Origin of the sequence: Dysosmobacter welbionis (assembly GCF_005121165.3) — a bacterium.
GTDB classification, from domain to species: Bacteria; Bacillota; Clostridia; order Oscillospirales; family Oscillospiraceae; genus Oscillibacter; species Oscillibacter welbionis.
On sequence record NZ_CP034413.3, the window covers coordinates 2,555,889 to 2,578,666 of the forward strand.

Below are 22,778 nucleotides of genomic sequence, written 5' to 3' on the forward strand. Positions count from 1 at the left end.
GCTGTGATTACGAGTGAGCGGGGCAAAAGGTCACAAAGAACTGCAAAAACTCCCCGGCTTCTGCCGGGGAGTTTCAGTTCAGGGCATCCGCCTGCTGTGTGAAGAGCTCCGTCACCCGCTCTGCCGTGGCGGGGCAGGAGGTGAGCGCCGGGTCCTGTGCCAGCAGCTGCTCCGCCGCCTGACGGGCCTCCTGCAGCAGCTGGGTGTCGCAGCCCAGATCCGCCACCTTCAGCCCCGGCAGGCCGTGCTGGCGCGCTCCGAAGAAGTCACCGGGGCCCCGGAGCCGCAGGTCCTCCTCCGCGATCTGGAAACCGTCAGTGGTCTTGGTCATGACCTTCAGCCTCTGCCTCGTCTCCTCGTTTCGGTTGTCGGAGATCAGGATGCAGTAGGACTGATGCTTCCCCCGGCCCACCCGGCCCCGCAGCTGGTGGAGCTGGGAGAGGCCGAACCGCTCCGCGTTCTCGATCACCATCACCGCGGCGTTGGGCACATCCACCCCCACCTCGATGACGGTGGTGGACACCAGGATGTCCGTCTCATGGGCAGCGAAGGCGGCCATGACGGCGTCCTTCTCCTTGGGCTTCATCTTGCCGTGGACGAAGGCCACCTTGAGATCCGGAAACACCTCGGACTGGAGCTTTTTGGCGTATTCCGTCACCGCCTTGCGCTCGTCGGGGAGCTGGTCATTCTCCTCTACCATGGGACAGACGATATAGGCCTGGCGGCCCTCGCCCACCAGCTTGCGGATGAAACGGTACACCCGCTGGTGATAGCCCCCGGTGACGGCGAAGGTCTGCACCGGCTGGCGGCCGGGGGGCAGCTGGTCGATGATGGACACGTCCAGGTCTCCGTAGAGGATCAGGGCCAGGGTCCGGGGGATGGGGGTAGCGGACATGACCAGAATGTGGGGGTGGTCCCCCTTGGCGGCCAGTTCCGCCCGCTGGGCCACACCGAAGCGGTGCTGCTCATCCGTCACCACCAGGCCCAGGTCGCGGTAGGCCACGCTGCCGGTGATGAGGGCGTGGGTGCCGATGGCAAAGTCGATCTCCCCGCTCTCCAGTTGCTGAGTGATGGACCGTTTCGTCTTGGCGGTGGTGGAGCCGGTCAGCAGGGCGCACCGGATACCCAAATTTTCCAGCAGAGGGGCCAGGCCCTGGTAGTGCTGCTGGGCCAGGATCTCCGTAGGGGCCATCAGGGCCGCCTGGCGGCCATTCCTCACCATGAAGTACACGCAGGCGGCGGCCACCATGGTCTTTCCGGAACCCACGTCTCCCTGACAGAGCCGGTTCATGGGCGTGCCGGAGCGCATGTCCGCCAGTGCTTCCTCCACACAGCGGCGCTGAGCGTCCGTCAGGGTGAAGGGCAGGGCACGGTAGAAAAGCTCCATGTCCACGCCGCCGCAAGGGGGCACGTGGACCACCTCCCGGCGGGAGCGGAGCCGCTCCAGCCCGATGGTGAAGAGGAACAGCTCCTCAAAGGCCAGCCGCCGCCGGGCCAGGTCCAGGGCCTCCGCGCTCTCCGGGAAGTGGATGTTCTCATAGGCGTACTCGATGCGGCAGAGCTGATGGTCCCGCCGCACACGGTCCGGCAGCACGTCCGGCAGGATGTCCGCGCAGGCGTCCAGCCCCTGGCGGATGGACCGGGACAAAATCAGCTGGCTGACTCCGGCGGTAAGGGGATAGATGGGCACGATGCGGCCGGTGACCTCCCGCCGCCCCTCCGGCTCCACCACAGGATTGGCCATCTGATGCCGGAGGAGGGAGCCCTCCGCCCGGCCATAGAAGATATAGGTCTCTCCCTGGTGCAGGCTGTTTTTCAGCCACGCCTGGTTGAAAAAGGTCACATCCAGGGTGCCGGTGTCGTCCACCGCCCGGAGCTTCACCAGATCCAGCCCCTTGCGGATGTGGGAGATGGTGGGCGGGGACGCCACCATGGCGGCCACGCCGGCGGTCTCGCCGGGCACCAGGTCCGCAATGCGCCGCAGGGCAGAGCGGTCGTCGTAGGCCCGGGGAAGTAAGAGATCAGGTCCCGCAGGGTGGCGATGCCCAGCTTGCCCAGGGCCTTGGCCCGCTGCTCCCCGATGCCCTTGATGTACCGCACATCTGTGTTCAGGTCCGCCATGGAATCACCTCCCGCCTTGCAAATTATTGGTCTCCATTATATAATGGCGCCGGAGAAAAAACAAGGAGATGGGCGCATGGTCACCTGGAAGAAGTGGGCGGCCCGCGGAGTCTGATGTGTGGGTTTGTTCGGCGGGATGATCGCGGCTGGAACCGGCCTGTGGCCCCTGGGACCCATTGGATCAGCAGCAGTGATGATGGTGTTGGGGGCTGGTCCTGTGGAGCAGGCGATATCAGCGGTGTTTGTGTGCCCCTCCTGCGGCGCAGAGTTATCGGGACAGGACTTCCGATCATCCAGGTGGAGTCCGGATGGGACTGATGCATTGCCGCAGTTGTGGAGCGATGCTTCCCGTAGAGGAATGCCGCAGAAAAGAGCTATAAAAAAGAGCCCGGAATCCCGGGCACTTTTTTGTAACAAAACTACTGCCCATGCGTCCTATGGCAGAGAGGAGGGGAGGCCGTGCCGGATTTTGAGGAGATCTATCAGACGTATTTCGCCGACGTGTACCGCTACATCCTGGCCCTCAGCCGGGACGCCCACACGGCGGAGGAGGTGACCCAGGAGACCTTCTTCCGGGCATTGGCCTCCATCGACCAGTTCCGGGGGGACTGCCAGCTGCGGGTGTGGCTGTGCCAGATCGCCCGGAACCAGTACCTCTCGCTGTGCCGGGAGCGAAAGCACCGGGGAGAGCTGGAGCAGGAGCCGGGGGACGACGGGCTGGAGTGCGACTTTGCGGACCGGGACGCCGCCAAGCGGCTCCACCGGCTGCTCCATGACCTGCCGGAACCCTACAAGGAGGTGTTCTCCCTGCGGACCTTCGGGGAGCTGCCCTTTGCCCAGATCGGGGAGCTCTTCGGCAAGACGGAGTCCTGGGTCCGGGTCACCTACTTCCGGGCCCGCCAGAAATTGAAGGAGGGATTTGATGGACCAGCTGGACCATGATATCGTACAGGACCTGCTGCCCCTGTACCACGACGGCGTCTGCTCGGACAAGAGCCGGGCGGCGGTGGAAGAACATCTGAAGACCTGTGAGGACTGCCGGGCCGCCCTAACGGCTATGGACGCGCCCCTGCCGGAGGTGGAAAAGGCCGCCGATGACGCGGCGGTAGCAGTGAAAAAAATATCCGGTGAGTGGAAGAGGGGCAAGCGCCGGGCCCATATCATTGGCGTGATTGTTGCCGTGGTGGTATGCGCGGCCGCCGCAGTGGGGATTTGGACCCTCACTACATGGACGTGCATCCCCATGGATGGCGGGGACTATACGCTGGATGTTTACCGGCTGAGGAGCGGAGGCGTGGGGGTCCACTGGGATTTTCGGGAGGGCCGGGAGACCTGGTATGCCCTGACATTCCGGGAGGAGGCGGACGGACTTCACTACTATCTGGAGCGGCCCATTCTCCGGGTGGAGTTGTTTGACTTTGACAGCAACTATAACCGGGGCGGGGACGCCATGTTTGAAAGCTGGTCGGATGATGCCATGGAGACCGAAGCGATCTACTTCGGCTTGGGTGAGGATGCCGTCTTGCTGTGGAAAGAGGGCGAGGAAGTGGACTTGCCCGCCGCCACCGCCGCCCAGGAGGAGATGTGGGCGATTGCGGAACTGCCACCGCAGGAGGTGCCGCAGGAATGAGAAAAGATGTCATTCCAGTGGAAGATGCACAGGGCGGGCCGCGCAGCCCGCGGCGTTTCCTCCGTCTTCTGGCCCTGCTCCTCGCCGCCTTCGCCCTGCTCTCCGCTGTGTGGTATTTCACAGCCTACCGGCCCTATGATGTTTACATGGAGGCCCTGCGGGCCCAGCCCGGGTGGCGGGAGGCTCCGGCCCTCCCGGGGTGCGGCACGGATGGGGAGGGTTACAACTGTAATGTGGCCCGGCCTGGATTTCTCCATTGGACGGGGAATCTGGGGATTGGCATGCCGAACCTGACGCTGGAAAACGGGGAGGAGGTGGGCTTCACAGATTCCCTCCTGATCTGGCCCCGGATGACCGGCGAGCCGGAACTGGGCGTCCTTCTCTTTGAGTATGACTTTCAGGAGGACGGCGTCACCTGTGCCGGCCACCAGCTCTACATTACGGCGGCGGGAGAGTACCGCCCCTATGGAGATGCGGCGGAGGACGCGGCCAATGCGCAGCTGCTGGCGGAGCACCAGGAGAACGTGGAGACGTTGCTGTCCCGGGCCCGGGAGATCTGGGGCCTGCCGTGACTCACAGGCCATGGAGCAAAAACCAGGCGGCCCGCCGGGATCTCCCGGCGGGCCGCTGCTCAATCGCACAGCTTCGTATTCACATAGTCATAGAACCGATAGGTGAGCCCGTTCTCCGTCACCGGCTCGCTGACGGCTCTTACAGTCCAGCCGGGCAGCTTGTCCAGATTGGGAAAGAAGGAGTCCGCGCCCTCCGCGGCGGCGTCCACCCGGGTCACGTAAGCCCGTGCACATTGGGAGAGCAGAGCGGCGTAGATGCTGCCGCCGCCGATGACCCACAGCTGGTCCGGCGGGGTACCGGCTGTGGCCTCCCGCATGGCCGCCAGACTGGAGACGGTCTCCGCTCCCTCCCGGGAAAAGTCCGGGCAGTGGGTGATGACGATGTTCCGCCGCTTGGGCAGGGGCCGCCCGCCGGGAAAGGAGTCCAGCGTCCGGCGGCCCAGGATGACCGTGCCCCCCAGGGTGAGGGAGCGAAAGCGCTTCATGTCCGTAGGCAGGGAGAAGAGCAGATCATTGTCCCGGCCGATGGCCCAGTTTTGATCGACGACGACGATGGCATTCACAGCGCAGGCCTCCTCAAATAGCGATGGGGATCTGGTCCTCGAAGGGGCGGGGATGTAGTCCTCCAGGGAGAAGCTGTCCCGGGTAAAGGCGTAGAAGTCCGTCACGGACGGGTCCATCCGGAACACCGGCGCCGGGGACGGCGTCTGGGCCAGCATCTTTTCAATGATGGGCACATGGCGGTCGTAGATATGGGCGTCCGCGATCACGTGGACCAGTTCGCCGGGCACCAGGCCGCTGACCTGGGCCAGCATGTGGACCAGCACCGCGTACTGCACTACATTCCAGTTGTTGGCGGCCAGCATGTCCTGGCTCCGCTGGTTCAAAATGGCGTTGAGGACATTCCCGGAGACGTTGAAGGTCATGGACCAGGCGCAGGGGTACAGATTCATCTCATGGAGATCCTGGTGGTTGTAGAGACTGGTGAGGATGCGGCGGGAGGCGGGGTTGTGCTTCAGGTCGTACAGCACCCGGTCCACCTGGTCCATCTCCCCTTCGGGATACTGGTGCTTGATGGAGAGCTGATAGCCATAGGCCTTGCCGATGGAGCCGTCCGGATCCGCCCACTCATCCCAGATGTGGCCGTTCAGGTCGTGGATGTTGTTGGACTTCTTCTGCCAGATCCACAGCAGTTCGTCCACCGCGGTCTTCCAGTAGGTCCGGCGGAGGGTCAGGATGGGGAACTCCTCCTGAAGGTCATAGCGGTTGACGATCCCGAATTTTTTCACAGTGTGGGCGGGAGTACCGTCCTCCCAATGGGGACGGACGGGCAGGTCTGTGTCCCAGACCCCGTGGTCCAGAATGTCCCGGCAGTTTTGCAGAAAGAGCGCATCGGCACGGCTCATGGGGGTCCCTCCTCAGCGTTGGGTATTTTTTTCAGTATAGCAAATCCGGGAGAAAAACACAATCGGCAGATGAAGCCCCGGCCGCCAAATTGGGGGCGTCTTTTCCTGTGCCTGTTGTGAAAATCGGCTATGTGTGGTAGAATACCTGCAAAACGGGCCCTGCCTCATCGGGCGCGGCGCCCGGTTCCACGGCCGAAGAGTGACCCGGCGGATGCTCCGGCGGGCGGAAAAGGAGGCGGGAGATGCCGGACCGGAAGGAGATCAACAAGCGGGGCTATCTAAAGGAGGACTTCCGGCTGTTCCACCTGAAGGACAGCCGGGCCCAGAAGGTGGACTATCACTACCACGCCTTTGACAAGCTGATCCTTCTCCTGGGGGAAAGGTCACCTATGTGGTGGAGGGCGTCACCTACTTCCTTCAGCCCTGGGACCTGCTGCTGGTGGGACACGACCTGATCCACCGGCCCATCATCGACCCGGCGGAGCCCTATGAGCGGGTGGTGATCTGGCTGGGACGGGAGTGGCTGGAGCGGCGCAGCGACCCCGGCGAGGCGCTGGACACCTGCTTCGACACCACCCGGGAGCGGGGGTTCCACCTGCTGCGCTTCGACGCAGAGCGGCGGCTCCACTATATGCAGCGCATCCAGCAGCTGGAGGAGGCCCTGCGGGACCGGAGCTTCGGCGCCGCCCGCATGGCGGATACCCTCTGCCAGCAGATGCTGATCGACGTGAACCGGGATGTGCTGCGCTCCCGCACCGCCCAGGAGGAGCGGGACAGCTACCGGGTGGACCCCAAGATGGAGGAGGTGCTCCGGTACATTCTGGACCATCTGGGAGAGGAGCTGACGGTGGAGTCCCTCTCCAAGCGGTTTTTCATCAGCCGGTACTATCTGATGCACCGGTTCAAGGCCGTCACCGGCTACACGGTCCACCAGTACATCAGCCAGAAGCGGCTGCTGCGGGCCGGGGAGCTGATCCGCGCCGGCGTGCCGGTGATGAAGGCGGCGGAGCAGGCCGGATTTGAGGAGTATTCCACCTTCCTGCGGGCCTTCCGCGGCACCTTCCACATGAGTCCCCGGGAGTTCCGGTGACGAGGATACGGCAAAAGCCCGCCCGGGGATCGCTCCCCGGGCGGGCTTGCTGTTACTGGGCCTCGCCGGCTGCCAGGCGGAGGATAGCCTCCATGTCCGCGGGCTGGATCTTCACGAAGCCGCCGAAGGGGAAGCCGCCGGGCTTCTCCGCCCGGTGGGCCACCATGTCCGGGATGTCTTTGGCCTTGGCTCCCAGCTCGTCAAAGGTGATGGGCATCCCCAGGGAGTGGAAGAAGAGGCACAGCTTCTCGATGCCCTGGCGGGCGGTGGCCTCCGGGTCCGCAAAGTTCATCTCACAGCCGAAGACCCGCACGGCGAACTGGGCCAGCCGGACGGGATCATGGGGCAGCACGTACTCCATCCAGGCGGGCAGGATCACCGCAAGACCCGCGCCGTGGGCGCAGTCGTAGAAGGCGGAGAGCTCATGCTCGATCTGGTGGCTGGCCCAGTCCTGCTCCCGGCCCACGCCGCAGGAGTTGTTGTGGGCCAGCATCCCTGCCCACATCAGGTCCGCCCGGGCGGCGTAGTCATTGGGATCGGCAATGGCCTTGGGGGCCGCGTCCAGCACGGTCTTCAGCAGGGCCTCGCACAGCCGGTCCGTCAGCCCCACGTCGGGAGTGTTGGTGAAGTACCGCTCCATGATGTGGGCCATCATGTCCACCGCGCCGCTGGCGGTCTGGTAGGCAGGCAGGGAACAGGTGAACCGGGGGTTCAGCACGGCGAATTTCGGGCGGATGACATCCGTCTTGGGGCAACCCCACTTCAGGTTGCCCCGCTCCTGGGTGATGACGCAGCTGTCGGACCCCTCGCTGCCGGCGGCGGAGATAGTCAGCACCACGCCCACGGGCAGCGTCTTCTCGATCTTGGCGGCGCCGGTGAAGAAATCCCAGAAATCCCCCTTGTACAGCGCGCCGAAGCCGATGGCCTTGGCGGTGTCGATGACACTGCCGCCGCCCAGTGCCAGCAGGAAGTCCGCGCCGGTCCGCCGGACCAGGTCGATGCCCTCGTATACCTTGCCGCTGCGGGGGTTGGCCTGGACGCCGGAGAGCTCTGTAAAGGGGATGCCCGCGGCCTCCAGGGAGGCGGTGACGGCGTCATAGGCGCCGTTGCGGCGGACGGACCCGCCGCCGGTGACCAGCAGTACCCGGCTGCCGCCGAACCGGCGCACCAGCGCGCCGGTGTTTTCTCTTCTCCATCGCCGAAGGTGAAGAGGGTGGGGGAGTAGAAGGTGAAGTTGTTCATGGATGAAGTTCCTTTCCTTAAAAATTCAACAACATAATCAGTCCCGCTTGGATAGAAGCACCTCAAATACCAGCAGGGCCAGAGCTATCGCCAGCAGGAGAAGCCCCGCTGAGAGAACGGCCCCGCACCAGGTGCTGCGCAGAGCAGTGCCGAAGCGGCCGAAATCGGTGTACCACTGGTCTGCGGTCAGTGCATGATAGACAGCTCCGGTCAGCCCTGTCAAGGCGGCTGCTGTTCCTGCGAAGGCCAGAGGCGGAGAGATCACCCGGAGACTCCACCGCCACAGTGGAAGAGACAGGAAGTCGGACGCATCATCAGCCTTGGCATTCTCCCCCAGCAGTTCATCGGCGGAGATGCCGAAGACGCGGCACAATTGGAGAAGCTTTTCCGCATCAGGAAGGACCTCGCCGCTCTCCCAGCGGCTGACGTCCTGCGTGGAGACGCCCAGCCGCTCTGCCAGAATCTCCTGAGAGAGGTGGGCAGCCAGCCGCCTCTGGGTGATTTTTTCGCCGATGGTCATGGGAAAACTCCTTTCGCAAATAGCTTTCGTATATCACTGGCCTGCCCCGGCGGACTGCTTAATATCCCCGGTTCCGGTCCACCAGTCCCGCCAGCGGGCGCCCGGCGGCGTAGTTCTCCAGATCGGCACAGAAGCGGGCTACGTTTTCGTCGCAGGTGTAGCCCAGGGTCATGTTGCCGGAGACGTGGGGGTGAGAATGATGTTCCGGGCGTCCCACAGAGGATCGTCCTGGGGCAGAGGCTCCGGGTCCATCACGTCCAGGGCGGCGCCTGCCAGCTTTCCGCTGTTCAGGGCCTCCGCCAGGGCCTTCTGGTCCAGAGCGGTGCCACGGCCCACGTTGATGACGCAGGCGTCGGCGGGCAGCAGGGCGATCCGCTCCCGGTTCAGGATGTGAACGGTCTCCGGCGTGCTGGGCAGGGCCATCACCAGGATTTTTGTGCGGGGCAGCACGTCGTCCAGAGCGGAGATGGGATACACCTCGTCGAAGGCGGGGTGGGGCTTTCCGCTGCGGCTGAGACCCACGATCTTCGCGGCCCCCATGCCCCGCAGCCGGTCCGCCACATGGCGTCCGATATCCCCGGTGCCCAGGATGGTGAATTCGTTGTCCCGGATGGAGCGGACGGGCAACTGATTGGACCAGCCGTGGCCTCGGACGATTTCGATGTACTCCGGCATCCGCCGCAGCAGCATCAGGGTCACCATCACCACATGCTCGGCGATGGTAACGCCGTAGACGTTGGAGTTGGTCAGCAGGCAGTCCGGGTTGGCGAACAGGCCAGGGTCCTTGCAGTAGAGGTCCACCCCGGCAAAGGAGCAGCAGTACCACTTCAGCGTAGCGGGAGCGGCGCGCAGAAGGTCAGCGGAATGGGCGTACAGAACCTCGCAGTGCTGGAGGCAGTCCTTCGCCTCCTCAAACTGGTCCAGGTTGAAGAAATGGGGGGTGAAGCCCGTCCGGCGGGCGGTCTCCCGGATCCGGTCCTTGTGGGCTTCCGTGAGGAATTCCTGATAGATGCAGATATTGCGATTCATAAACAATCAGACTCCTTTTGAATGGATTGACAGAGTTGCTCGGCACAGTGCATCCCATCCGCGGCGGCGGAGAGGATGCCGCCGGCATAGCCGGCTCCCTCGCCGCAGGGGTACAGGCCCCGGAGAGAGGACTGGCAGGTCCCATCCCGTGGGATGCGCACAGGGGAGGAGGAACGGCTCTCCACCGCCGTCAGGACGGCGTCCGGATCGTCGTAGCCCCGGAGCTTCTGCCCCAGCAGGGGGAGCGCCCCGGCAATGGTATCCGCCACGAAGGGCGGCAGGCACCGGCGCAGGTCCGTCCAGGTGACGCCGGGGCGGTAGCTGGGGTGCACTCGGCCTGGGCCGACGGAGGGGCGCCCCGCCAGAAAGTCCCCCACCCGCTGGGCCGGGGCCCGGTAGTCCCCACCCCCAGAGCGTAGGCTGCAGACTCCAGCTTCCGCTGGAAGGCGATACCCGCCAGGGGATCTTCCGCCCCGCCATAGTCCTCTGGCGTCACGTTCACCAGTAGGCCGCCATTGATATTCTCCTTGTCCCGGGCGAATTCGCTCATGCCGTTGGTGACCACCCGCTCCGCCTCAGAAGCGGCCGCCACCACCTCCCCGCCGGGGCAGACGCAGAAGGAGTAGGCCGCCCGGCCGCCGGGCAGATGGCAGGAGAGCTTGTAGGTAGACACCGGAAGCCCGGGATGCCCGGCGTACTGCCGGTATTGGGCGGCGTCGCAGTCCGCCTGCCGGTGTTCGATCCGCACCCCCACGGCGAAGGGCTTGGCCTCCATGGGCACACCCCTTTTATGGAGCATGGCGAAGGTGTCCCGGGCGGAGTGCCCTGGGCAGAGGAGCAGGTGGGAGCAGGGAAGGGTATAAACGCCCTCCGGCCCCTCCGCGGTGATGCCCCGCAGGGCGCCGTCCCGGATGTCCAGATCCGCCAGCCGGCTCTCAAACCGGATGTCCGTTCCCAGTTCCAGCAGACGGCGGCGCAGGTTTACCAGAACGGTGTGGAGATAATCCGTGCCCACATGGGGTTTGGCATCGATCAAAATATCCTCCGGAGCGCCGCAGGATAACAACGTCTCCAGGATAAAGCGGTGGCGGGGGTCGCGTGTGCCGGTGTTCAGCTTCCCGTCCGAGAAGGCTCCTGCGCCGCCCTCGCCGAATTGGACATTGGAGGTCAGGTCCAGCTCTCCCGTGGCCCAGAACCGTTCCACATCCGCCTTCCGCCGCTCCACCGGGCGGCCCCGCTCCAGCAGGATGGGGCGCAGCCCCGCCTGGGCCAGCACCAGGGCGGCGAAGAGCCCCGCGGGCCCGGCGCCCACCACCACGGGAGGCACCGCCGGCGCAGGCAGGGGAGACGGCGGCGTGTACGCCGGGGCCTGTGCGGCCCGGCTGATCTTCCGGCTCCTGGCTCGGCGGAGAATAGCGGACTCCTCCTTGACCGCGACCTCCACCGTGTAGACCAGGCGGACTTCTTCCCGGGCGTCCACACTGCGGCGGAGTAAGCGCAGGGAGAGAATGTCCTTCTCCCGCATCCGGAGCAGCCGGGCGGCCTCAGCGGCCAGCTCCGCCATGCCGGCCTCCGGCGGGAGCTTGATGGAATCGATTCTTAACACCTTGTTCAAAGTTCCTTTCAGATGTGTTTAAGATAAGCATACTATACTTCAGTCAAAGGTTCAAGGAAGAGCCCCTGAAAAGCTTCCGGTTTTTTCCGGAGCGCCGTCCAGGACAATTCAAAAATTGGAATCAGAAACTTCATACTTTTGACACGATCCCATGTTATCCTCTGTTCTAAACAATGGATGAGCGGGATACATAATAGGAGGCAATCATTATGTATAACGACGAACACAATCTCTATCACTACACCTACCGGAAGGACGGCAGCGAGGCGGAGGCGCATCCGGCTCCCCAGCCCGGCCCGGTACAGGACCATAACAGCGGGCCGCAGCAGCCCGTGCAGGAGATGAAGCCTGTGAAGAAAAACCGCATTGGACTGAAGGTGACGGCCCTGGCCCTGTGCTGCGCCCTGCTGGGCGGCGCCGTGGGCGGCGGCATTGTCTGGGGCGTCGGCAGAAGCGGCGACGAGACCTCGGTCAACGTCAGCGGCCGCACCGTCAGTCAGGTCGCACTGAAAACCGTGGACGGCAAGACGGCGATGAGCGACGCGGAGGTTTACGCCGCCAATGTCAACAGCGTGGTGTCTATCAATGTCACCGGGACCAACAGCAACAACTTCTTCGGCCAGCCGGTACAAACGGCATCCTCCGGCTCCGGCTTCATTCTCACCACGGATGGCTATATTGTCACCAACTACCATGTGGTGGAGGACGCACAGACCGTGAAGGTCACCTTGTATAACGGCGATGAATACAACGCCCAGTATGTGGGCGGCGATGAGGACTACGACATCGCGGTCATCAAGATCGAGGCCTCCGGCCTGCAGGCCGTCACCCTGGGCGACAGTGAGAAGCTGAATGTGGGCGACCGGGTTCTGGCCATTGGCAACCCCCTGGGGGACCTGACGTTCTCCATGAGCGGCGGCATGGTCTCCAGCGTGAACCGCACCATCAACGTGGACGGCACGCCCTTCAATATGATCCAGACCGATACCTCCATCAACCCCGGCAACTCCGGCGGCCCGCTGCTGAACGGCTACGGTGAGGTGGTGGGTATCGTGTCCGCCAAATACTCCAGCTACGGCAGCTCCGGCGAGAGTGTGGAGGGCTTGGGCTTCGCTATCCCCATCAATGACGTCATCAGCATGATCCAGGACATCATGACCAACGGCTATGTGAGCAACAAGGCCTATCTGGGCGCCACCATCGGCACCCTGACCAGCGGCATGGCCCAGCAGTACCGCTATGATATCAGCCAGGGTGCCTTCGTATACTCTGTGGAGGACGGCAGTCCGGCGGCTGCGGCGGGCCTGCAGTTGGGCGACGTTATCACCGCCATCGACGGCACGGAGATCACCTCCCTGGAGGACCTGACCGCCGCCAAGAAGGGCTATGCGGCCGGCGATACCTCCACACTGACCGTCTACCGCCAGGGTGAGACCATCACTCTGGAGCTGACCTGGGGCGCCGTGTCTGCCGATCAGCAGTCCGCTGTGCAGGGCCAGACGGAGCAGGATCAGAACACCCAGAACGGCGGCGGGTACACCAATCCTTACGACCTCTTCGAGTACTTCTTCGGCTGATGGCGGGAGACTCCCGCAGCCAGAAATAACTCTGCGGCCCGGTGGCGGCTCTGCGGCAGATGCTGCGGAAGGGCAAAAAGCCGCCGGATGCGGCGGGCGGCGGAGATTTCAGATAGAACGAAAAGGGCGCACCGCGGAACCGCGGTGCGCCTTTCCAGTATGGAAGCGGCGTCCATCGAAATGGACGCCGCTTCCGCACTGAATAAAAATGAAGGGAGAGATGGAAAGCAGAATCATTTGGAGGCAGGCTCCTCCTCTTTAGCAGACTGCTTGTTTTTGTGGGCCTTGATGGAGCTGTTGATGCAGCCCAGCGCCAAGACAGCAACGATTGCGAGCATCACATAGCCGCCGACTTCCATGAGAGGACACCTCCTTCCCGATTCGGATTCGAGGATTTATTTACGAAAAGTTGTCATGAATATAAAAATATTAACGGATTCTTAACGACCTCTTAACGATATCTTAGCGCCAATGAGCCAAAAAAGCAAGCCCCTTTTCGGAAAAATTTTTTGCGCTTTCCGAAAGGGGCTCAGTCCAGAAAATATCCCAGGGAGGCAAAGACCTCAGACAGCCGCTGGGGGCCAGAATCTCGATCCTGCGGTAAGACTGGCGGAGGATGCCGGCCTCCCGAAACTGTTTGAGGATGCGGGTGACGGAGACACGGCTCATACCGGTGATGGCCGCGATCTGCTCGTGGGTGTACGGAATGGAGGGACCGGAGCTGGCGCAGCAGGTGTGCAGGAAATAGGCCACCCGCTTGTCATCCTCCAGAAAGTGGGAACAGCAGATATAGTCGGACAGCATGGTGATCCGCCGCACAAAATGGGCCATCAGGTCCTGGGGAGGATAGCCGTGCTCCTGCCACAGCTTCCAAAAGCGGTCTGCCGCCAGCAGATAGACCTCCGCCGGAGAGATGGCGGACACGCTGACCATGACCTTGGCGTGATACACCAGGGCGCTGCTGCCGAACAGATTGCCGGGTCCCAGGTAAAAGAGGGAGATCTCATCTCCGCTGGGACCGAGGCAGAAGGTGCGGAGCTGCCCCTTGACCAGAAAGCCTGCCTGTGCGGACAGCGCACCCTTTTCCAGCAGGACCTCGCCGCTGCGGTACTGGCGTCTGACGCCGTATTTGACAAAAAGCTCCCCCACGTGGGGGCTGATCTGGATGTCGCCGGACACGGGGCATCCCGCCTCCTTTCCTGAGAGGATTCCATATCAACATCAACAAAAATAGTAGCAGATTTTCTCCCATTCCACAAGATGCATTTGTATCACCTGTTACAATCTGGCCGCCGGCTCTCCCTTTACAATAAGCATATCCCGACTGAGCGGCTCGGTCAGAATGCCGCGCGGCGCGGATCAAAAAGGAGGAGCTGACAATGAAGGATACCATGTGCGGCCTTGTCAAGGAGGTCAACGCCCCGTCCGGCCTGGTCTATCACACTGACCTGTCGATCCCGGAGATCAATGACGATGAAGTCCTCATCAAGGTCCACTGCTCGGCCATCTGCGGCACGGATCTGCACATCATGGAATGGGACGAGTGGTCCCAGAAGCGGATCAAGGCCCCCGTTACCGTGGGCCATGAGACAGCCGGCGAGATCGTGGCGGTGGGAAAAAACGTCACGGAGCGCAAGGTGGGCGACCGGGTGTCCTGCGAGTCCCATATTCCCTGCGGCGAGTGCTATTTCTGCAAGAACGGGATGCCACACATCTGCAAGAACGTGAAGCTGTTCGGCTGCACCCAGAACGGAGCCTTCGCCGAATACGCCAAGATCCGCTGGGACTGCACGTTCCTGTTGGAGGATGACGTCACCGACGAGGCGGCCTGCATGTTCGAGCCCATGGGCGCTGGGATTCACGGCGTGGAGGCGGCGGAGGTCAACGGAAAGACCGTGCTGGTCAGCGGCTGCGGCCCCATCGGTCTGACAGCCATCAGCGCCAGCAAGACCTTCGGCGCTGTCAAGGTCATCGCCTGCGACCTGATCGATGAGAAGCTGGAGGTGGCCAAGAAGATGGGCGCCGACGCGGTGCTCAACAGCGCCAAGTGCGACCTGCCGGCGGAGGTCAGGACTCTGACCGGCGGCGTGGGCGTGGACGCGGCCATCGACATCACCGGCGCGGAGCCCGCCCTCAACAGCGCCCTCAAGTGCCTGCGGGCTGCGGGCCGTCTGGTGTGCGTGGGACTGCCCACCAAGCCCATCACCTTCCACGACATGACCGACGACCTGGTCTATCGGGAGGTCCAGCTGACCGGCGTCTCCGGACGGAAGATCTGGGAGACCTGGGAGGACTTCGCCAAGGTCATGAAGGGACCCTATTTCAAGCTGGATCAGGTCATCGGTGGCCGCTTCCCCATGAAGGACTTTGAGGCCGCTCTGGCGCAGATCCACAGCGGCGTGCCCGGCAAGATGATCCTGTATCCCTGATCCCGCCCCGCAGAACAGGCAGGAGGAGACTGTGCCCATTCTGCGGCGGACCCTGACCCGGCCCGGAGATGCTGAACGATCCTGAAACACCCCCGCCGCATCGCGGCGGGGGTGTTCTGCGTCAGTCCGGCAGATGGAAGATATCCTCCACAGGGGTTTTCAGCAGCCGGGCCAGCCGCATGGCCAGCCCCAGGGTGGGATCGTACTTGTTGTTCTCAATGGCGTTGATGGTTTGGCGGGTGACGCCCAGCTCCCGTGCCAGGTCCTCCTGCCGGAGCCCCGCCGCCTTCCGCAGCTCCCGAATCCGGTTTTCCATAGCTCACAGCCCCGCGCACCGCAGCAGCAGGCCGAAGGCCAGCAGGAAGACTACCAGCAGCGGGACATACAGCAGGAAGCTCCTGGCGCCGTCCCGGTCCCCGGCGCGCCATCTCCCCACCTGCAGGGCCAGAAAATACAGGAGATTCTGAAAGATCAACAGGTACATGGGCGCGGTGACGCGGCCGGTCTGGACGCAGTCCCAGATCCCCCATATAAACAGGGCCATCACCGTGAAGAACCAGGCCACCCGGATGGCGTTCAGGGAGAGGTGAAGTTCCATCTCATCCATGTTCCGAAAGAATTTCATAGAACTGCCTCCTTGCTTTGAATTGTCAAGTTCTTTTGACATTTTTAGAATAGTACGGCAGATGCGAAATGTCAATAGTGTTTTACATTTTTGCAAAGAGGATAGAAAAACGTCGGGGAACGCAGGCTGACCCTTGCACTTTTGGGCCTGAAATGGTACAATAATTGTCCGAAAATATCAGCAAGGGAGAGCGCTGCTTTTATGAAATTAGGAATCGTGGGTCTGCCCAATGTGGGCAAATCGACCCTGTTCAACGCCATCACCAACGCCGGCGCCGAGAGCGCCAACTATCCGTTCTGCACCATCGACCCCAACGTGGGCATGGTAGCGGTGCCGGACGAGCGGCTGGACAAGCTGGCGGAGATGTATCAGCCGGATAAGAAGACCCCGGCGGTCATCGAATTCGTGGACATCGCCGGACTGGTGAAGGGCGCCAGCAAGGGCGAGGGCCTGGGCAACAAGTTCCTGGCCAACATCCGGGAGACCGACGCCATCGTCCACGTGGTCCGCTGCTTTGACGACGAGAACGTCATTCACGTGGAGGGCAGCACGGACCCCAGGCGGGACATCGACATCATCAACATGGAGCTGGTGATGGCGGACCTGGAGATGGTCCAGCGCCGGGTGGAGAAGGCCACGAAAGCCCTGAAGGGCGACAAGAAGTTCCAGCATGAGGTGGACGTGTTCACCGCACTGCAGAAGCATCTGGACGGGGGCAATCTGGCCCGGACCTTTGCCTGTGACGAGGACGACGCGGCCCTGATCGCCACCTCCGACCTGCTGACCCTGAAGCCTGTGATCTACGCCGCCAACACCGACGAGGCGGGCTTCGCCGATCTGGAGCATAACCAGTACTACCAGCAGGTGAAGGCCATTGCCGACGCGGAGGACAGCCAGGTGCTGCCCATCTGCGCCAAGATGGAGCAGGACATCGCCGAGCTGGAGGGCGAGGAGAAGCTGATGTTTCTGGAGGAGCTGGGAGTGGAGGAGTCCGGCCTGGACCGGCTCATCAAGTGCTCCTACGCTCTGCTGGGCCTGATCTCCTTCCTGACCTACGGCAAGGACGAGTGCCGGGCCTGGACCATCAAGAAGGGCACCAAGGCCCCCCAAGCCGCCGGCAAGATCCACTCCGACATCGAGCGGGGCTTCATCCGGGCGGAGGTCATCGCATACGATGACATGATCGCCTGCGGCAGCGTCAACGCCGCCAAGGAGAAAGGGCTGCTCCGCAGCGAGGGCAAGGAGTATGTGGTTCAGGACGGAGACATGGTCTACTTCCGGTTCAACGTATGATGACGGAGGCGGAGAGACTGGCGGCCTATGACCGCATGTACGCCGACCTGCTGAAGGAACGGGACAAGGTCCTGGCGGACATGGACAAGCTCCGCGCCGCGGGAAGGAATCGGGGAACCACCTACCAGCAGCTGTTGGCCCAGAAGCTGACGGTTCAGAACCTGATCGGCCGGTTTGAGATCTACGGAATCAAAGAAGTGTGAGGGACAGGCAGGCGCAAATGCGCCTGCCTGTTTTGCCTGCGGAGAGGGATCTCCTGACGGCAGGCCGGTCCCATGGGCAAAAGGGACCGGGCGTCTGGCAGGACAGCATTCCATATAGCGGGCGGCCGTCCGCTGTCCGGCAGAAAAATTCCCAGGGGGAAACATTTCGGCCCGCCCCGGCGTATATAGGTTGAAAGCGCTTTTCAAACGAGAGAAAGGAGGCATTGCATGGAAGAGGCTGAAATCCTGCTGCGCAATGCCATGGAACACCACGGTGCCGCCGTCTACCGGCTGGCCCTGTGCCGGATGCAGAGCGTCCAGGACGCAGAGGACGTGTACCAGGACGTGTTTCTCCGGCTGCTGGGCCAGGAGGCATCTGCCTGGGACGGGGAGCATCTGCGGGCCTGGCTGCTGCGGTGCACGGTGAACCGGTGCCATGACCTGCACCGCTTCCGCCTGCGGCGTCCGGTGCTGGCGCTGGCGGACCTGCCGGAGACGGCCGCGGAAGCGGACAGCGGCGCCGCAGAGCTGTGGGACGCAGTGGCCCACCTGCCGGAAAAGCTGCGCGTCCCCATCCACCTGTATTATGCCGAGGGATATTCCACGGAGGAGATCGCCGGGCTGCTGGACATTCCGGCGGCCACAGTCCGCACCCGGCTCCGCCGGGCCCGAAAAAGACTCAAAGACCTGCTGGGAGGAGACGACCATGAAGAAGAACGACTATCAGAATTTGATGGAGCATATCCAGCCCCCGCCGGGCTGAATGACCGGGTGCTGTCCGCCGCCCGGCAGACGGCGGGAGCGCAGAAGGAGACGACCGGCCCCAAACATCTGGCGCCCGGAAAGCGGCGCCCGGTGCTCCGGGCGGCAGTATGCGCCGCCTGTGCACTGGCGCTGGTGGTAGGTTCTGTAACGCTGGGGCCCATTGGCGGCGGAGAGCCCGGAGAGAGCGGCGCGCCGGTAACAGCCCTGCCCAGCTTCTCCTTCGGCCTGACGGCTTATGCCGCTGACACGGGGGAGCGTTACGAGGCGAACGCCAACGGGGGGCTGGCCTTCAGCACAGCCGGTCAAGTCTCCTGGTCTGCCGAGGGCGGCCACTACACCGGCTGTCTGTTCCAGGTGACCGGGGAGAACATTCGAACCATTTCCCTTGCCATTGACCGAGAGGCGCTGTACCGCAGCAGAACTCTGACCAACCTCTCCAGAGAAGAGGTGCAGAACTATCTCGATGCCGAGGCCAACGGCACGGAGTACCGGCTTTCCAGCGGCGAAGGAGTGATCCATGCCGTTTATGGCGAGGAGGAAGAGGGGCCCCTGACCATGGAGGTGGTGACGGATCTGGGCGCTGCCGTCACGGAGGGCTATGACCCGGAGGTGCGCTATGGATTCCTGATTCCGGACACCGGCGATATCGACTGGGACAGGGATCCCCGGGTGGCGAATCAGGAGAGCATCGACCGGATGGACGGCGCTCGGCTGACGGTGACGGTGACCTTCACTGACGGTTCGGAGCAGACCAAGACCTACACGCTGTCCACAGGGCGGCTGAAGGTGGAATATGACGCAAACAGCCCCGGCGGGATCCTCCTGCCCCAGCTGGCCGGTGATGAAGACCCGTGGCTCTACGGCGTCTATGCGGTGGATGAGACGGCCAGCCGTTTCCTCCAGTGGCCGGTGCAGGGAGCCAACACCATCAGCCTCTCCAACCCCTATGGTACCCCCGGTGGCAGCCGGGCGGCAAGACCTGTGAAACTCACACCGGAATCGACATTGCCGCGCCGGAGGGCGAGGCAGTCCTGGCCGCAGCGGGCGGCACTGTGGTGGAGTCCGGCTATGACGTGGAGCGAGGCAATTATGTGGTGATCGACCACGGGGACGGCCTTTCTACCCTATATGGCCAGTGCCGGGACTTTACGGTGGAGGAGGGCGACACCGTCCGGGCCGGGGAGATGATCGGTGCCGTGGGGAAGACCGGCATGGCAACAGGGGCCCATCTCCACTTTGAGGTCCGCCAGGACGGAGAGCCCCAGAACCCGGTGGCCTATTTTGACAGCGACGTGCGGGACACCCTCCGCATGGGCTGACCGGTCCTCTGTGAAAAGAACAGTGAGCGCGGCGCGGAATTTGTTCCGCGCCGCGCTCGTTTTCGGCTGGGGTCAGGCCCGGGGCCTGCGGGCAGCCCGTCGGGCCTCCGCTTTTTTCTCCAGGTTGGAGACCACCAGGGCGCAGGCAGCGTCGCCCGTGATGTTCACCGTGGTGCGGCCCATGTCGAAGATGCGGTCCACGCCGATGACCAGGCCGATGCCTGCCACCGGCAGATTCACGCTCTCCAGCACCATGGTCAGCATCACCACGCCGGAGCCGGGGACACCCGCGGTTCCGATGGAGGCCAGGGTGGCGGTGAGCACAATGGTGATCATTTGGCCCAGGGTCAGGTCCACTCCGTAGCAGGTGGCGATGAACACGGCGCACACGCCCTGGTAGATGGCGGTGCCGTCCATGTTGATGGTGGCGCCCAGGGGCAGGACGAAGCTGGCGATGTCCCGCCGGGCGCCCAGCCGCTCCGTGCACTCCAGGTTCAAAGGCAGGGTGCCCACGGAGGAGGCAGAGGAGAACGCCATGGCCATGGCCGGGAACATCCCCTTGAAGAAGGCCAGCGGACTCACGCCGCCCAGGGCCTTTACCGTGGCAGAGTAGACGATGACGGCGTGGAGGAAGTACCCGATATAGGCGCACAGCAGCACCAGGCCCAGATTGCCCAGGATCTGGGGACCGTTTTCCGCCACCACCGGCAGGATCAGGCAGAACACGCCGATGGGGGAGAGGCGCAGGATGATGTCCATGACCTTCATGCAGACCTCTGTAAGGCTGTCGACCAGCGCCGCTGCGGGCCGTCCCTTCTCTCCGGCGGCCAGGATGCCGAAGCCGAACAGCAGCGCCGCCACGATCACCTGCAGCATGGAGGCGTTGGCAAAGGGGGCGATGATGTTGGAGGGGAAGATGTCCACCAGCGTGTCCATGAAGCTGGCGGTCTCACCGGGCTCAAAGGTGACACCGGTGGGGTCGATGACCGTGAAGAAGCCCTTGAACAGGTTGGCCAGGAACATGGCCAGCACGATGGCCCCGGCAGTGGTGCAGGTATAATACACCAGCGTTTTGACGCCGATGGAACCCACCTTGCGGATATCGCTCATGGAGATGATGCCGGAGAGAATGGAGAAAAAGACGATGGGCACCACCACGAACTTCAGCAGGTTCAGGAAAATGGTGCCGAAGGGCTTGATATAGCTGACGGCAAAGGTGGGATTTCCCGTGAAGGCCATGCCGACCGCGATGCCTAGCCCCAGCGCCAGAAAGATTTGGAGGGAGAGAGGAATTTTTTTCTGCTTCATATACGCGCTCCTTTGCTTGGTGAACTGTTGTGCAGGGCCATTCGGCGGAAAGACCGCCCGAAATGGCCGAAAACTAATCTAGTATATCAAAAAAACTGGGACAGCACAACCCTCTTTTGCAACAGAGTGCCCATTTCCGCTGCTTAGAAACCTGATTTCAATTTCTGTTTATTTTGTCAGGAAGGCGGAGGGTATAGATACGATCCCGGCATGGATGGCAGAGATGGAGAAGAGAACCTGGCATCTCCACTGGGCGGCGTGGGAAAAGCGGCGGATCCGGGCTCGAACATTGACGGCCTGTAAAAGAGTCCCCCGGACAGAAAACGACCTCTCCCGATCCGGAGAGGCCGTTTGTTCAGTCATGGGCGTGAGGCAGGTTCCAGCGGAAGTGGGCGGAGAGGATGCGGACGGCGACCACAAGCGCACTGCCGCAGAGCATGGCGGCCATCTCTCCCGCCAGGGGCCAGAGGACCACGCAGGCCAGCGCCCCGGCCAGGGAGGCGGAGGCATAGACATGCTTGACGAAAATGTAGGGCGTGTCCCCGGCCAGCACGTCCCGCAGCACGCCGCCGCCCACGCCGGTAACCACGCCCACAAACACCAGCAGGAACAGGGTGGGGCGGGCCGCGTGTTCATAGGCAATGCGGATGCCCGCCACAGTGAAAATGCCAAGGCCCGCGGAGTCCATAATCAGCAGCACCAAGTCGTAGAGCCGCTGGTCCCACATGAGGAGCCGCCGGATGCGGGGCAGAAACAGCACCAGGGAGGTCAGCAGGGCCACCACGGCGTAGATGGGATCCTGGAAGGTGCCCGGCGGCGTGATGCCCAAGAGCAGGTCCCGGATGACGCCGCCGCCCACCGCGGTGGTGAGGCCCAGAATGCAGACGCCGAAAACGTCCATGTTCTTTTTCAGGCCGGTGATGGCGCCGGAGGCGGCAAAAGCGAGCGTCCCAACCAGCTCCAGGATCAGAAACAGCTGTTCCATGGCCGTCACCGGGCGTCCTGCCGGACCATCTCCATAAAGGCGGAGGCCGCGGCGGTGGGCGTCACGTCCCGCAGGGTGCACATGTCCACGCTGCGGGCAGGAATGGTGAAGTCGGTTTTCAGCAGGCGGATGTCCCCGCTGTCCAGGGCCTTCTGCACAAACTCCAGCGTCACACCGGCCACCCCCAGGCCGATCCGGGCCAGGGATACCAGAAGGCTCCGGGAGGAGAGCTCGATTTCCGGCGTCAGGGTGATGCCGCTTTGCAGAAAGTACTGCTCCAGAAACACCCGGCTGCTGGCCTTGCGCTCCAGCAGGATCAGGGGGAACTCCGCGATCTCCTGCCGGGTATACACGTGGTCGAAGTCACAGTCGTAGCCGCTGCCCGCCACAAAGACGGAGTGGGTGGCGAAGCAGGACCAGGTATGCAGCGCGGCGGGGTCCGTGGGGGAGGAGGCGAAGGCGATGTCCACAGCGCCGGATTTCAGCATGCTCAGCACCTTGGCGCTGCGGCCGCTGACAATCTTCAGCCGGATGCCCGGGTGCTGGCGGTGGAAGGCCTCCAAATATGGCGTCAGGAAAAAGCTGGTGACAGTGTCGCTGGCGCCGATAGTCAGGGTGCCCAGCAACAGCTGCTGGGCCTGGGACAGCTTGTCCTCCCCTGTGGCCAGCAGGCCCAGGGCGCTGCGGACATACTGGTAGAGCATCTGCCCCTCCCAGGTGAGGGAGACGCCCCGGGGACTGCGGGCGAACAGGCGGGCCTGGAGCGCCGTCTCCAGCTGCTTGATAGACTGGCTCACCGCCGACTGGGAGATGTAGAGGTTTTTTGCCGCCAGGGAGATGTTGCCCGTCTCCGCCACCTCTTTGAACACTCGGTACAGCTCCAGCTTGACCGCCATGGATCATCCCTCCAGCAATCAGAATTTCTTATAGTGTCCGGAATCATTATAAGGGATGACTGGAGGAAACGCAACGGCGGCGGAAAAATTTTCGGTTTTTCTTTGCAAGCGGGATGGTTTTTGGTATACTAACACATTAGATTGTAAAGACGG

Annotated in this window: 23 protein-coding genes and 3 pseudogenes; 11 read left to right on the forward strand and 15 right to left on the reverse strand. The window is 63.0% G+C overall.

Features of this window, described 5'->3' with window-relative positions; all coding sequences use genetic code 11:
- Nucleotides 1-73 precede the first annotated feature (73 nt).
- Nucleotides 74-2,121, reverse strand: a pseudogene (recG, locus tag EIO64_RS13425) (ATP-dependent DNA helicase RecG).
- 459 nt (nucleotides 2,122-2,580) lie between these two features.
- On the opposite strand from recG, the gene EIO64_RS13435 reads away from it, so the two are divergent.
- The 3 genes from EIO64_RS13435 to EIO64_RS13445 are packed head-to-tail and all read left to right on the forward strand — an operon-like array spanning nucleotide 2,581 to nucleotide 4,323.
- A complete protein-coding gene (locus EIO64_RS13435) occupies nucleotides 2,581-3,063 on the forward strand; it encodes an RNA polymerase sigma factor (RefSeq protein WP_136891475.1) in 483 nt (160 codons plus the stop codon).
- Nucleotides 3,044-3,751, forward strand: a complete 708-nt coding sequence (locus EIO64_RS13440; RefSeq protein ID WP_136891476.1) for a zf-HC2 domain-containing protein — start codon at nucleotides 3,044-3,046, stop codon at nucleotides 3,749-3,751. The genes EIO64_RS13435 and EIO64_RS13440 overlap by 20 nt, the downstream gene beginning before the upstream one ends.
- Nucleotides 3,748-4,323, forward strand: coding sequence for a hypothetical protein (locus tag EIO64_RS13445; protein ID WP_021748890.1), 576 nt, complete (start codon nucleotides 3,748-3,750; stop codon nucleotides 4,321-4,323). The genes EIO64_RS13440 and EIO64_RS13445 overlap by 4 nt, the downstream gene beginning before the upstream one ends.
- 59 nt (nucleotides 4,324-4,382) lie before the next feature.
- Here EIO64_RS13445 and EIO64_RS13450 read toward each other — a convergent pair whose 3' ends face one another.
- Nucleotides 4,383-4,886 carry a dihydrofolate reductase gene (locus EIO64_RS13450; protein ID WP_021749675.1) on the reverse strand — a complete coding sequence of 168 codons (504 nt, stop codon included), beginning with the start codon at nucleotides 4,884-4,886 and terminating at the stop codon, nucleotides 4,383-4,385.
- A gap of 13 nt (nucleotides 4,887-4,899) precedes the next feature.
- Nucleotides 4,900-5,729, reverse strand: a pseudogene (gene thyA / locus EIO64_RS13455) (thymidylate synthase).
- A 242-nt stretch (nucleotides 5,730-5,971) separates the two neighbouring features.
- On the opposite strand from thyA, the gene EIO64_RS13460 reads away from it, so the two are divergent.
- Both EIO64_RS13460 and EIO64_RS13465 read left to right on the forward strand, forming a co-directional pair.
- Entirely contained in the window at nucleotides 5,972-6,184 is a 213-nt protein-coding gene (locus EIO64_RS13460; protein ID WP_249390682.1) for a hypothetical protein, read from the forward strand.
- On the forward strand, nucleotides 6,121-6,819 hold the full coding sequence (locus tag EIO64_RS13465) for a helix-turn-helix domain-containing protein (RefSeq protein ID WP_249390683.1): 699 nt from the start codon (nucleotides 6,121-6,123) through the stop codon (nucleotides 6,817-6,819). The genes EIO64_RS13460 and EIO64_RS13465 overlap by 64 nt, the downstream gene beginning before the upstream one ends.
- Nucleotides 6,820-6,871: 52 nt before the next feature.
- On the opposite strand, the gene EIO64_RS13470 is transcribed toward EIO64_RS13465, so the two are convergent.
- From EIO64_RS13470 to EIO64_RS13490, 5 genes and pseudogenes are all read right to left on the reverse strand, one after another.
- Nucleotides 6,872-7,987, reverse strand: a complete 1,116-nt coding sequence (locus EIO64_RS13470; protein ID WP_346730041.1) for an iron-containing alcohol dehydrogenase — start codon at nucleotides 7,985-7,987, stop codon at nucleotides 6,872-6,874.
- 111 nt (nucleotides 7,988-8,098) lie between these two features.
- On the reverse strand, nucleotides 8,099-8,581 hold the full coding sequence (locus EIO64_RS13475; RefSeq protein WP_021749681.1) for a helix-turn-helix domain-containing protein: 483 nt from the start codon (nucleotides 8,579-8,581) through the stop codon (nucleotides 8,099-8,101).
- A gap of 58 nt (nucleotides 8,582-8,639) precedes the next feature.
- Nucleotides 8,640-8,798, reverse strand: coding sequence for a hypothetical protein (locus tag EIO64_RS13480; RefSeq protein ID WP_249390684.1), 159 nt, complete (start codon nucleotides 8,796-8,798; stop codon nucleotides 8,640-8,642).
- Nucleotides 8,750-9,610 (reverse strand): D-2-hydroxyacid dehydrogenase, encoded by an 861-nt coding sequence (locus EIO64_RS13485; RefSeq protein ID WP_249390685.1) that lies wholly within the window; start codon nucleotides 9,608-9,610, stop codon nucleotides 8,750-8,752. The genes EIO64_RS13480 and EIO64_RS13485 overlap by 49 nt, the downstream gene beginning before the upstream one ends.
- Nucleotides 9,607-11,174 (reverse strand): annotated as a pseudogene (locus EIO64_RS13490) (NAD(P)/FAD-dependent oxidoreductase). Before EIO64_RS13490 ends, EIO64_RS13485 begins: the two are co-directional and overlap by 4 nt.
- Nucleotides 11,175-11,434: 260 nt before the next feature.
- Between EIO64_RS13490 and EIO64_RS13495 the strand changes: the two are divergent.
- Nucleotides 11,435-12,802 (forward strand): S1C family serine protease, encoded by a 1,368-nt coding sequence (locus tag EIO64_RS13495; protein WP_136891478.1) that lies wholly within the window; start codon nucleotides 11,435-11,437, stop codon nucleotides 12,800-12,802.
- A gap of 233 nt (nucleotides 12,803-13,035) precedes the next feature.
- On the opposite strand, the gene EIO64_RS18850 is transcribed toward EIO64_RS13495, so the two are convergent.
- Nucleotides 13,036-13,161 (reverse strand): hypothetical protein, encoded by a 126-nt coding sequence (locus EIO64_RS18850; protein ID WP_256264416.1) that lies wholly within the window; start codon nucleotides 13,159-13,161, stop codon nucleotides 13,036-13,038.
- A gap of 103 nt (nucleotides 13,162-13,264) precedes the next feature.
- Complete coding sequence (locus tag EIO64_RS13500) at nucleotides 13,265-13,981, reverse strand: Crp/Fnr family transcriptional regulator (protein WP_136891479.1); 717 nt, start codon at nucleotides 13,979-13,981, stop codon at nucleotides 13,265-13,267.
- 200 nt (nucleotides 13,982-14,181) lie between these two features.
- Here EIO64_RS13500 and EIO64_RS13505 point away from each other — a divergent pair, with 200 nt between their 5' ends.
- On the forward strand, nucleotides 14,182-15,231 hold the full coding sequence (locus EIO64_RS13505) for a zinc-binding dehydrogenase (protein WP_021749688.1): 1,050 nt from the start codon (nucleotides 14,182-14,184) through the stop codon (nucleotides 15,229-15,231).
- A gap of 121 nt (nucleotides 15,232-15,352) precedes the next feature.
- On the opposite strand, the gene EIO64_RS13510 is transcribed toward EIO64_RS13505, so the two are convergent.
- Together EIO64_RS13510 and EIO64_RS13515 are read right to left on the reverse strand one after the other, a co-directional pair.
- The gene (locus EIO64_RS13510; protein ID WP_021749689.1) at nucleotides 15,353-15,547 is read right to left on the reverse strand and encodes a helix-turn-helix transcriptional regulator; all 195 of its coding nucleotides are present in this window, start codon (nucleotides 15,545-15,547) and stop codon (nucleotides 15,353-15,355) included.
- A gap of 3 nt (nucleotides 15,548-15,550) precedes the next feature.
- Nucleotides 15,551-15,856: a hypothetical protein gene (locus EIO64_RS13515; RefSeq protein WP_119310581.1), complete on the reverse strand. Its 306-nt coding sequence runs from the start codon at nucleotides 15,854-15,856 to the stop codon at nucleotides 15,551-15,553.
- Nucleotides 15,857-16,057: 201 nt separating this feature from the next.
- Here EIO64_RS13515 and ychF point away from each other — a divergent pair, with 201 nt between their 5' ends.
- The 4 genes from ychF (at nucleotide 16,058) to EIO64_RS13535 (ending at nucleotide 19,436) form a co-directional block, all read left to right on the forward strand.
- On the forward strand, nucleotides 16,058-17,149 hold the full coding sequence (gene ychF / locus EIO64_RS13520) for a redox-regulated ATPase YchF (protein WP_136891480.1): 1,092 nt from the start codon (nucleotides 16,058-16,060) through the stop codon (nucleotides 17,147-17,149).
- Nucleotides 17,146-17,352 carry a hypothetical protein gene (locus tag EIO64_RS13525; protein ID WP_136891481.1) on the forward strand — a complete coding sequence of 69 codons (207 nt, stop codon included), beginning with the start codon at nucleotides 17,146-17,148 and terminating at the stop codon, nucleotides 17,350-17,352. The genes ychF and EIO64_RS13525 overlap by 4 nt, the downstream gene beginning before the upstream one ends.
- Nucleotides 17,353-17,580: 228 nt before the next feature.
- A complete protein-coding gene (locus tag EIO64_RS13530; protein ID WP_136891482.1) occupies nucleotides 17,581-19,215 on the forward strand; it encodes an RNA polymerase sigma factor in 1,635 nt (544 codons plus the stop codon).
- Nucleotides 19,149-19,436, forward strand: coding sequence for a M23 family metallopeptidase (locus EIO64_RS13535; protein WP_249390913.1), 288 nt, complete (start codon nucleotides 19,149-19,151; stop codon nucleotides 19,434-19,436). Before EIO64_RS13530 ends, EIO64_RS13535 begins: the two co-directional genes overlap by 67 nt.
- Before the next feature lie 72 nt (nucleotides 19,437-19,508).
- Here EIO64_RS13535 and EIO64_RS13540 read toward each other — a convergent pair whose 3' ends face one another.
- The 3 genes from EIO64_RS13540 to EIO64_RS13550 form a co-directional block, all read right to left on the reverse strand.
- On the reverse strand, nucleotides 19,509-20,744 hold the full coding sequence (locus tag EIO64_RS13540) for a dicarboxylate/amino acid:cation symporter (protein WP_119310585.1): 1,236 nt from the start codon (nucleotides 20,742-20,744) through the stop codon (nucleotides 19,509-19,511).
- Between the two features lie 355 nt (nucleotides 20,745-21,099).
- Nucleotides 21,100-21,729 (reverse strand): trimeric intracellular cation channel family protein, encoded by a 630-nt coding sequence (locus EIO64_RS13545; protein WP_021749698.1) that lies wholly within the window; start codon nucleotides 21,727-21,729, stop codon nucleotides 21,100-21,102.
- Between the two features lie 5 nt (nucleotides 21,730-21,734).
- Nucleotides 21,735-22,625: a LysR family transcriptional regulator gene (locus EIO64_RS13550; RefSeq protein ID WP_021749699.1), complete on the reverse strand. Its 891-nt coding sequence runs from the start codon at nucleotides 22,623-22,625 to the stop codon at nucleotides 21,735-21,737.
- Nucleotides 22,626-22,778: the final 153 nt, after the last annotated feature.

Bases quoted from the DNA above. Each gene is read 5' to 3' on its own strand.
- EIO64_RS13440 (WP_136891476.1), top strand. From the start codon at position 3,044: ATGGACCAGCTGGACCATGATATCGTACAGGACCTGCTGCCCCTGTAC.
- EIO64_RS13445 (WP_021748890.1), top strand. From the start codon at position 3,748: ATGAGAAAAGATGTCATTCCAGTGGAAGATGCACAGGGCGGGCCGCGC.
- EIO64_RS13460 (WP_249390682.1), top strand. From the start codon at position 5,972: ATGCCGGACCGGAAGGAGATCAACAAGCGGGGCTATCTAAAGGAGGAC.
- EIO64_RS13475 (WP_021749681.1), bottom strand. From the start codon at position 8,581: ATGACCATCGGCGAAAAAATCACCCAGAGGCGGCTGGCTGCCCACCTC.
- EIO64_RS13485 (WP_249390685.1), bottom strand. From the start codon at position 9,610: ATGAATCGCAATATCTGCATCTATCAGGAATTCCTCACGGAAGCCCAC.
- EIO64_RS13495 (WP_136891478.1), top strand. From the start codon at position 11,435: ATGTATAACGACGAACACAATCTCTATCACTACACCTACCGGAAGGAC.
- EIO64_RS18850 (WP_256264416.1), bottom strand. From the start codon at position 13,161: ATGGAAGTCGGCGGCTATGTGATGCTCGCAATCGTTGCTGTCTTGGCG.
- EIO64_RS13505 (WP_021749688.1), top strand. From the start codon at position 14,182: ATGAAGGATACCATGTGCGGCCTTGTCAAGGAGGTCAACGCCCCGTCC.
- EIO64_RS13510 (WP_021749689.1), bottom strand. From the start codon at position 15,547: ATGGAAAACCGGATTCGGGAGCTGCGGAAGGCGGCGGGGCTCCGGCAG.
- EIO64_RS13515 (WP_119310581.1), bottom strand. From the start codon at position 15,856: ATGAAATTCTTTCGGAACATGGATGAGATGGAACTTCACCTCTCCCTG.
- ychF (WP_136891480.1), top strand. From the start codon at position 16,058: ATGAAATTAGGAATCGTGGGTCTGCCCAATGTGGGCAAATCGACCCTG.
- EIO64_RS13525 (WP_136891481.1), top strand. From the start codon at position 17,146: ATGATGACGGAGGCGGAGAGACTGGCGGCCTATGACCGCATGTACGCC.
- EIO64_RS13530 (WP_136891482.1), top strand. From the start codon at position 17,581: ATGGAAGAGGCTGAAATCCTGCTGCGCAATGCCATGGAACACCACGGT.
- EIO64_RS13540 (WP_119310585.1), bottom strand. From the start codon at position 20,744: ATGAAGCAGAAAAAAATTCCTCTCTCCCTCCAAATCTTTCTGGCGCTG.
- EIO64_RS13545 (WP_021749698.1), bottom strand. From the start codon at position 21,729: ATGGAACAGCTGTTTCTGATCCTGGAGCTGGTTGGGACGCTCGCTTTT.
- EIO64_RS13550 (WP_021749699.1), bottom strand. From the start codon at position 22,625: ATGGCGGTCAAGCTGGAGCTGTACCGAGTGTTCAAAGAGGTGGCGGAG.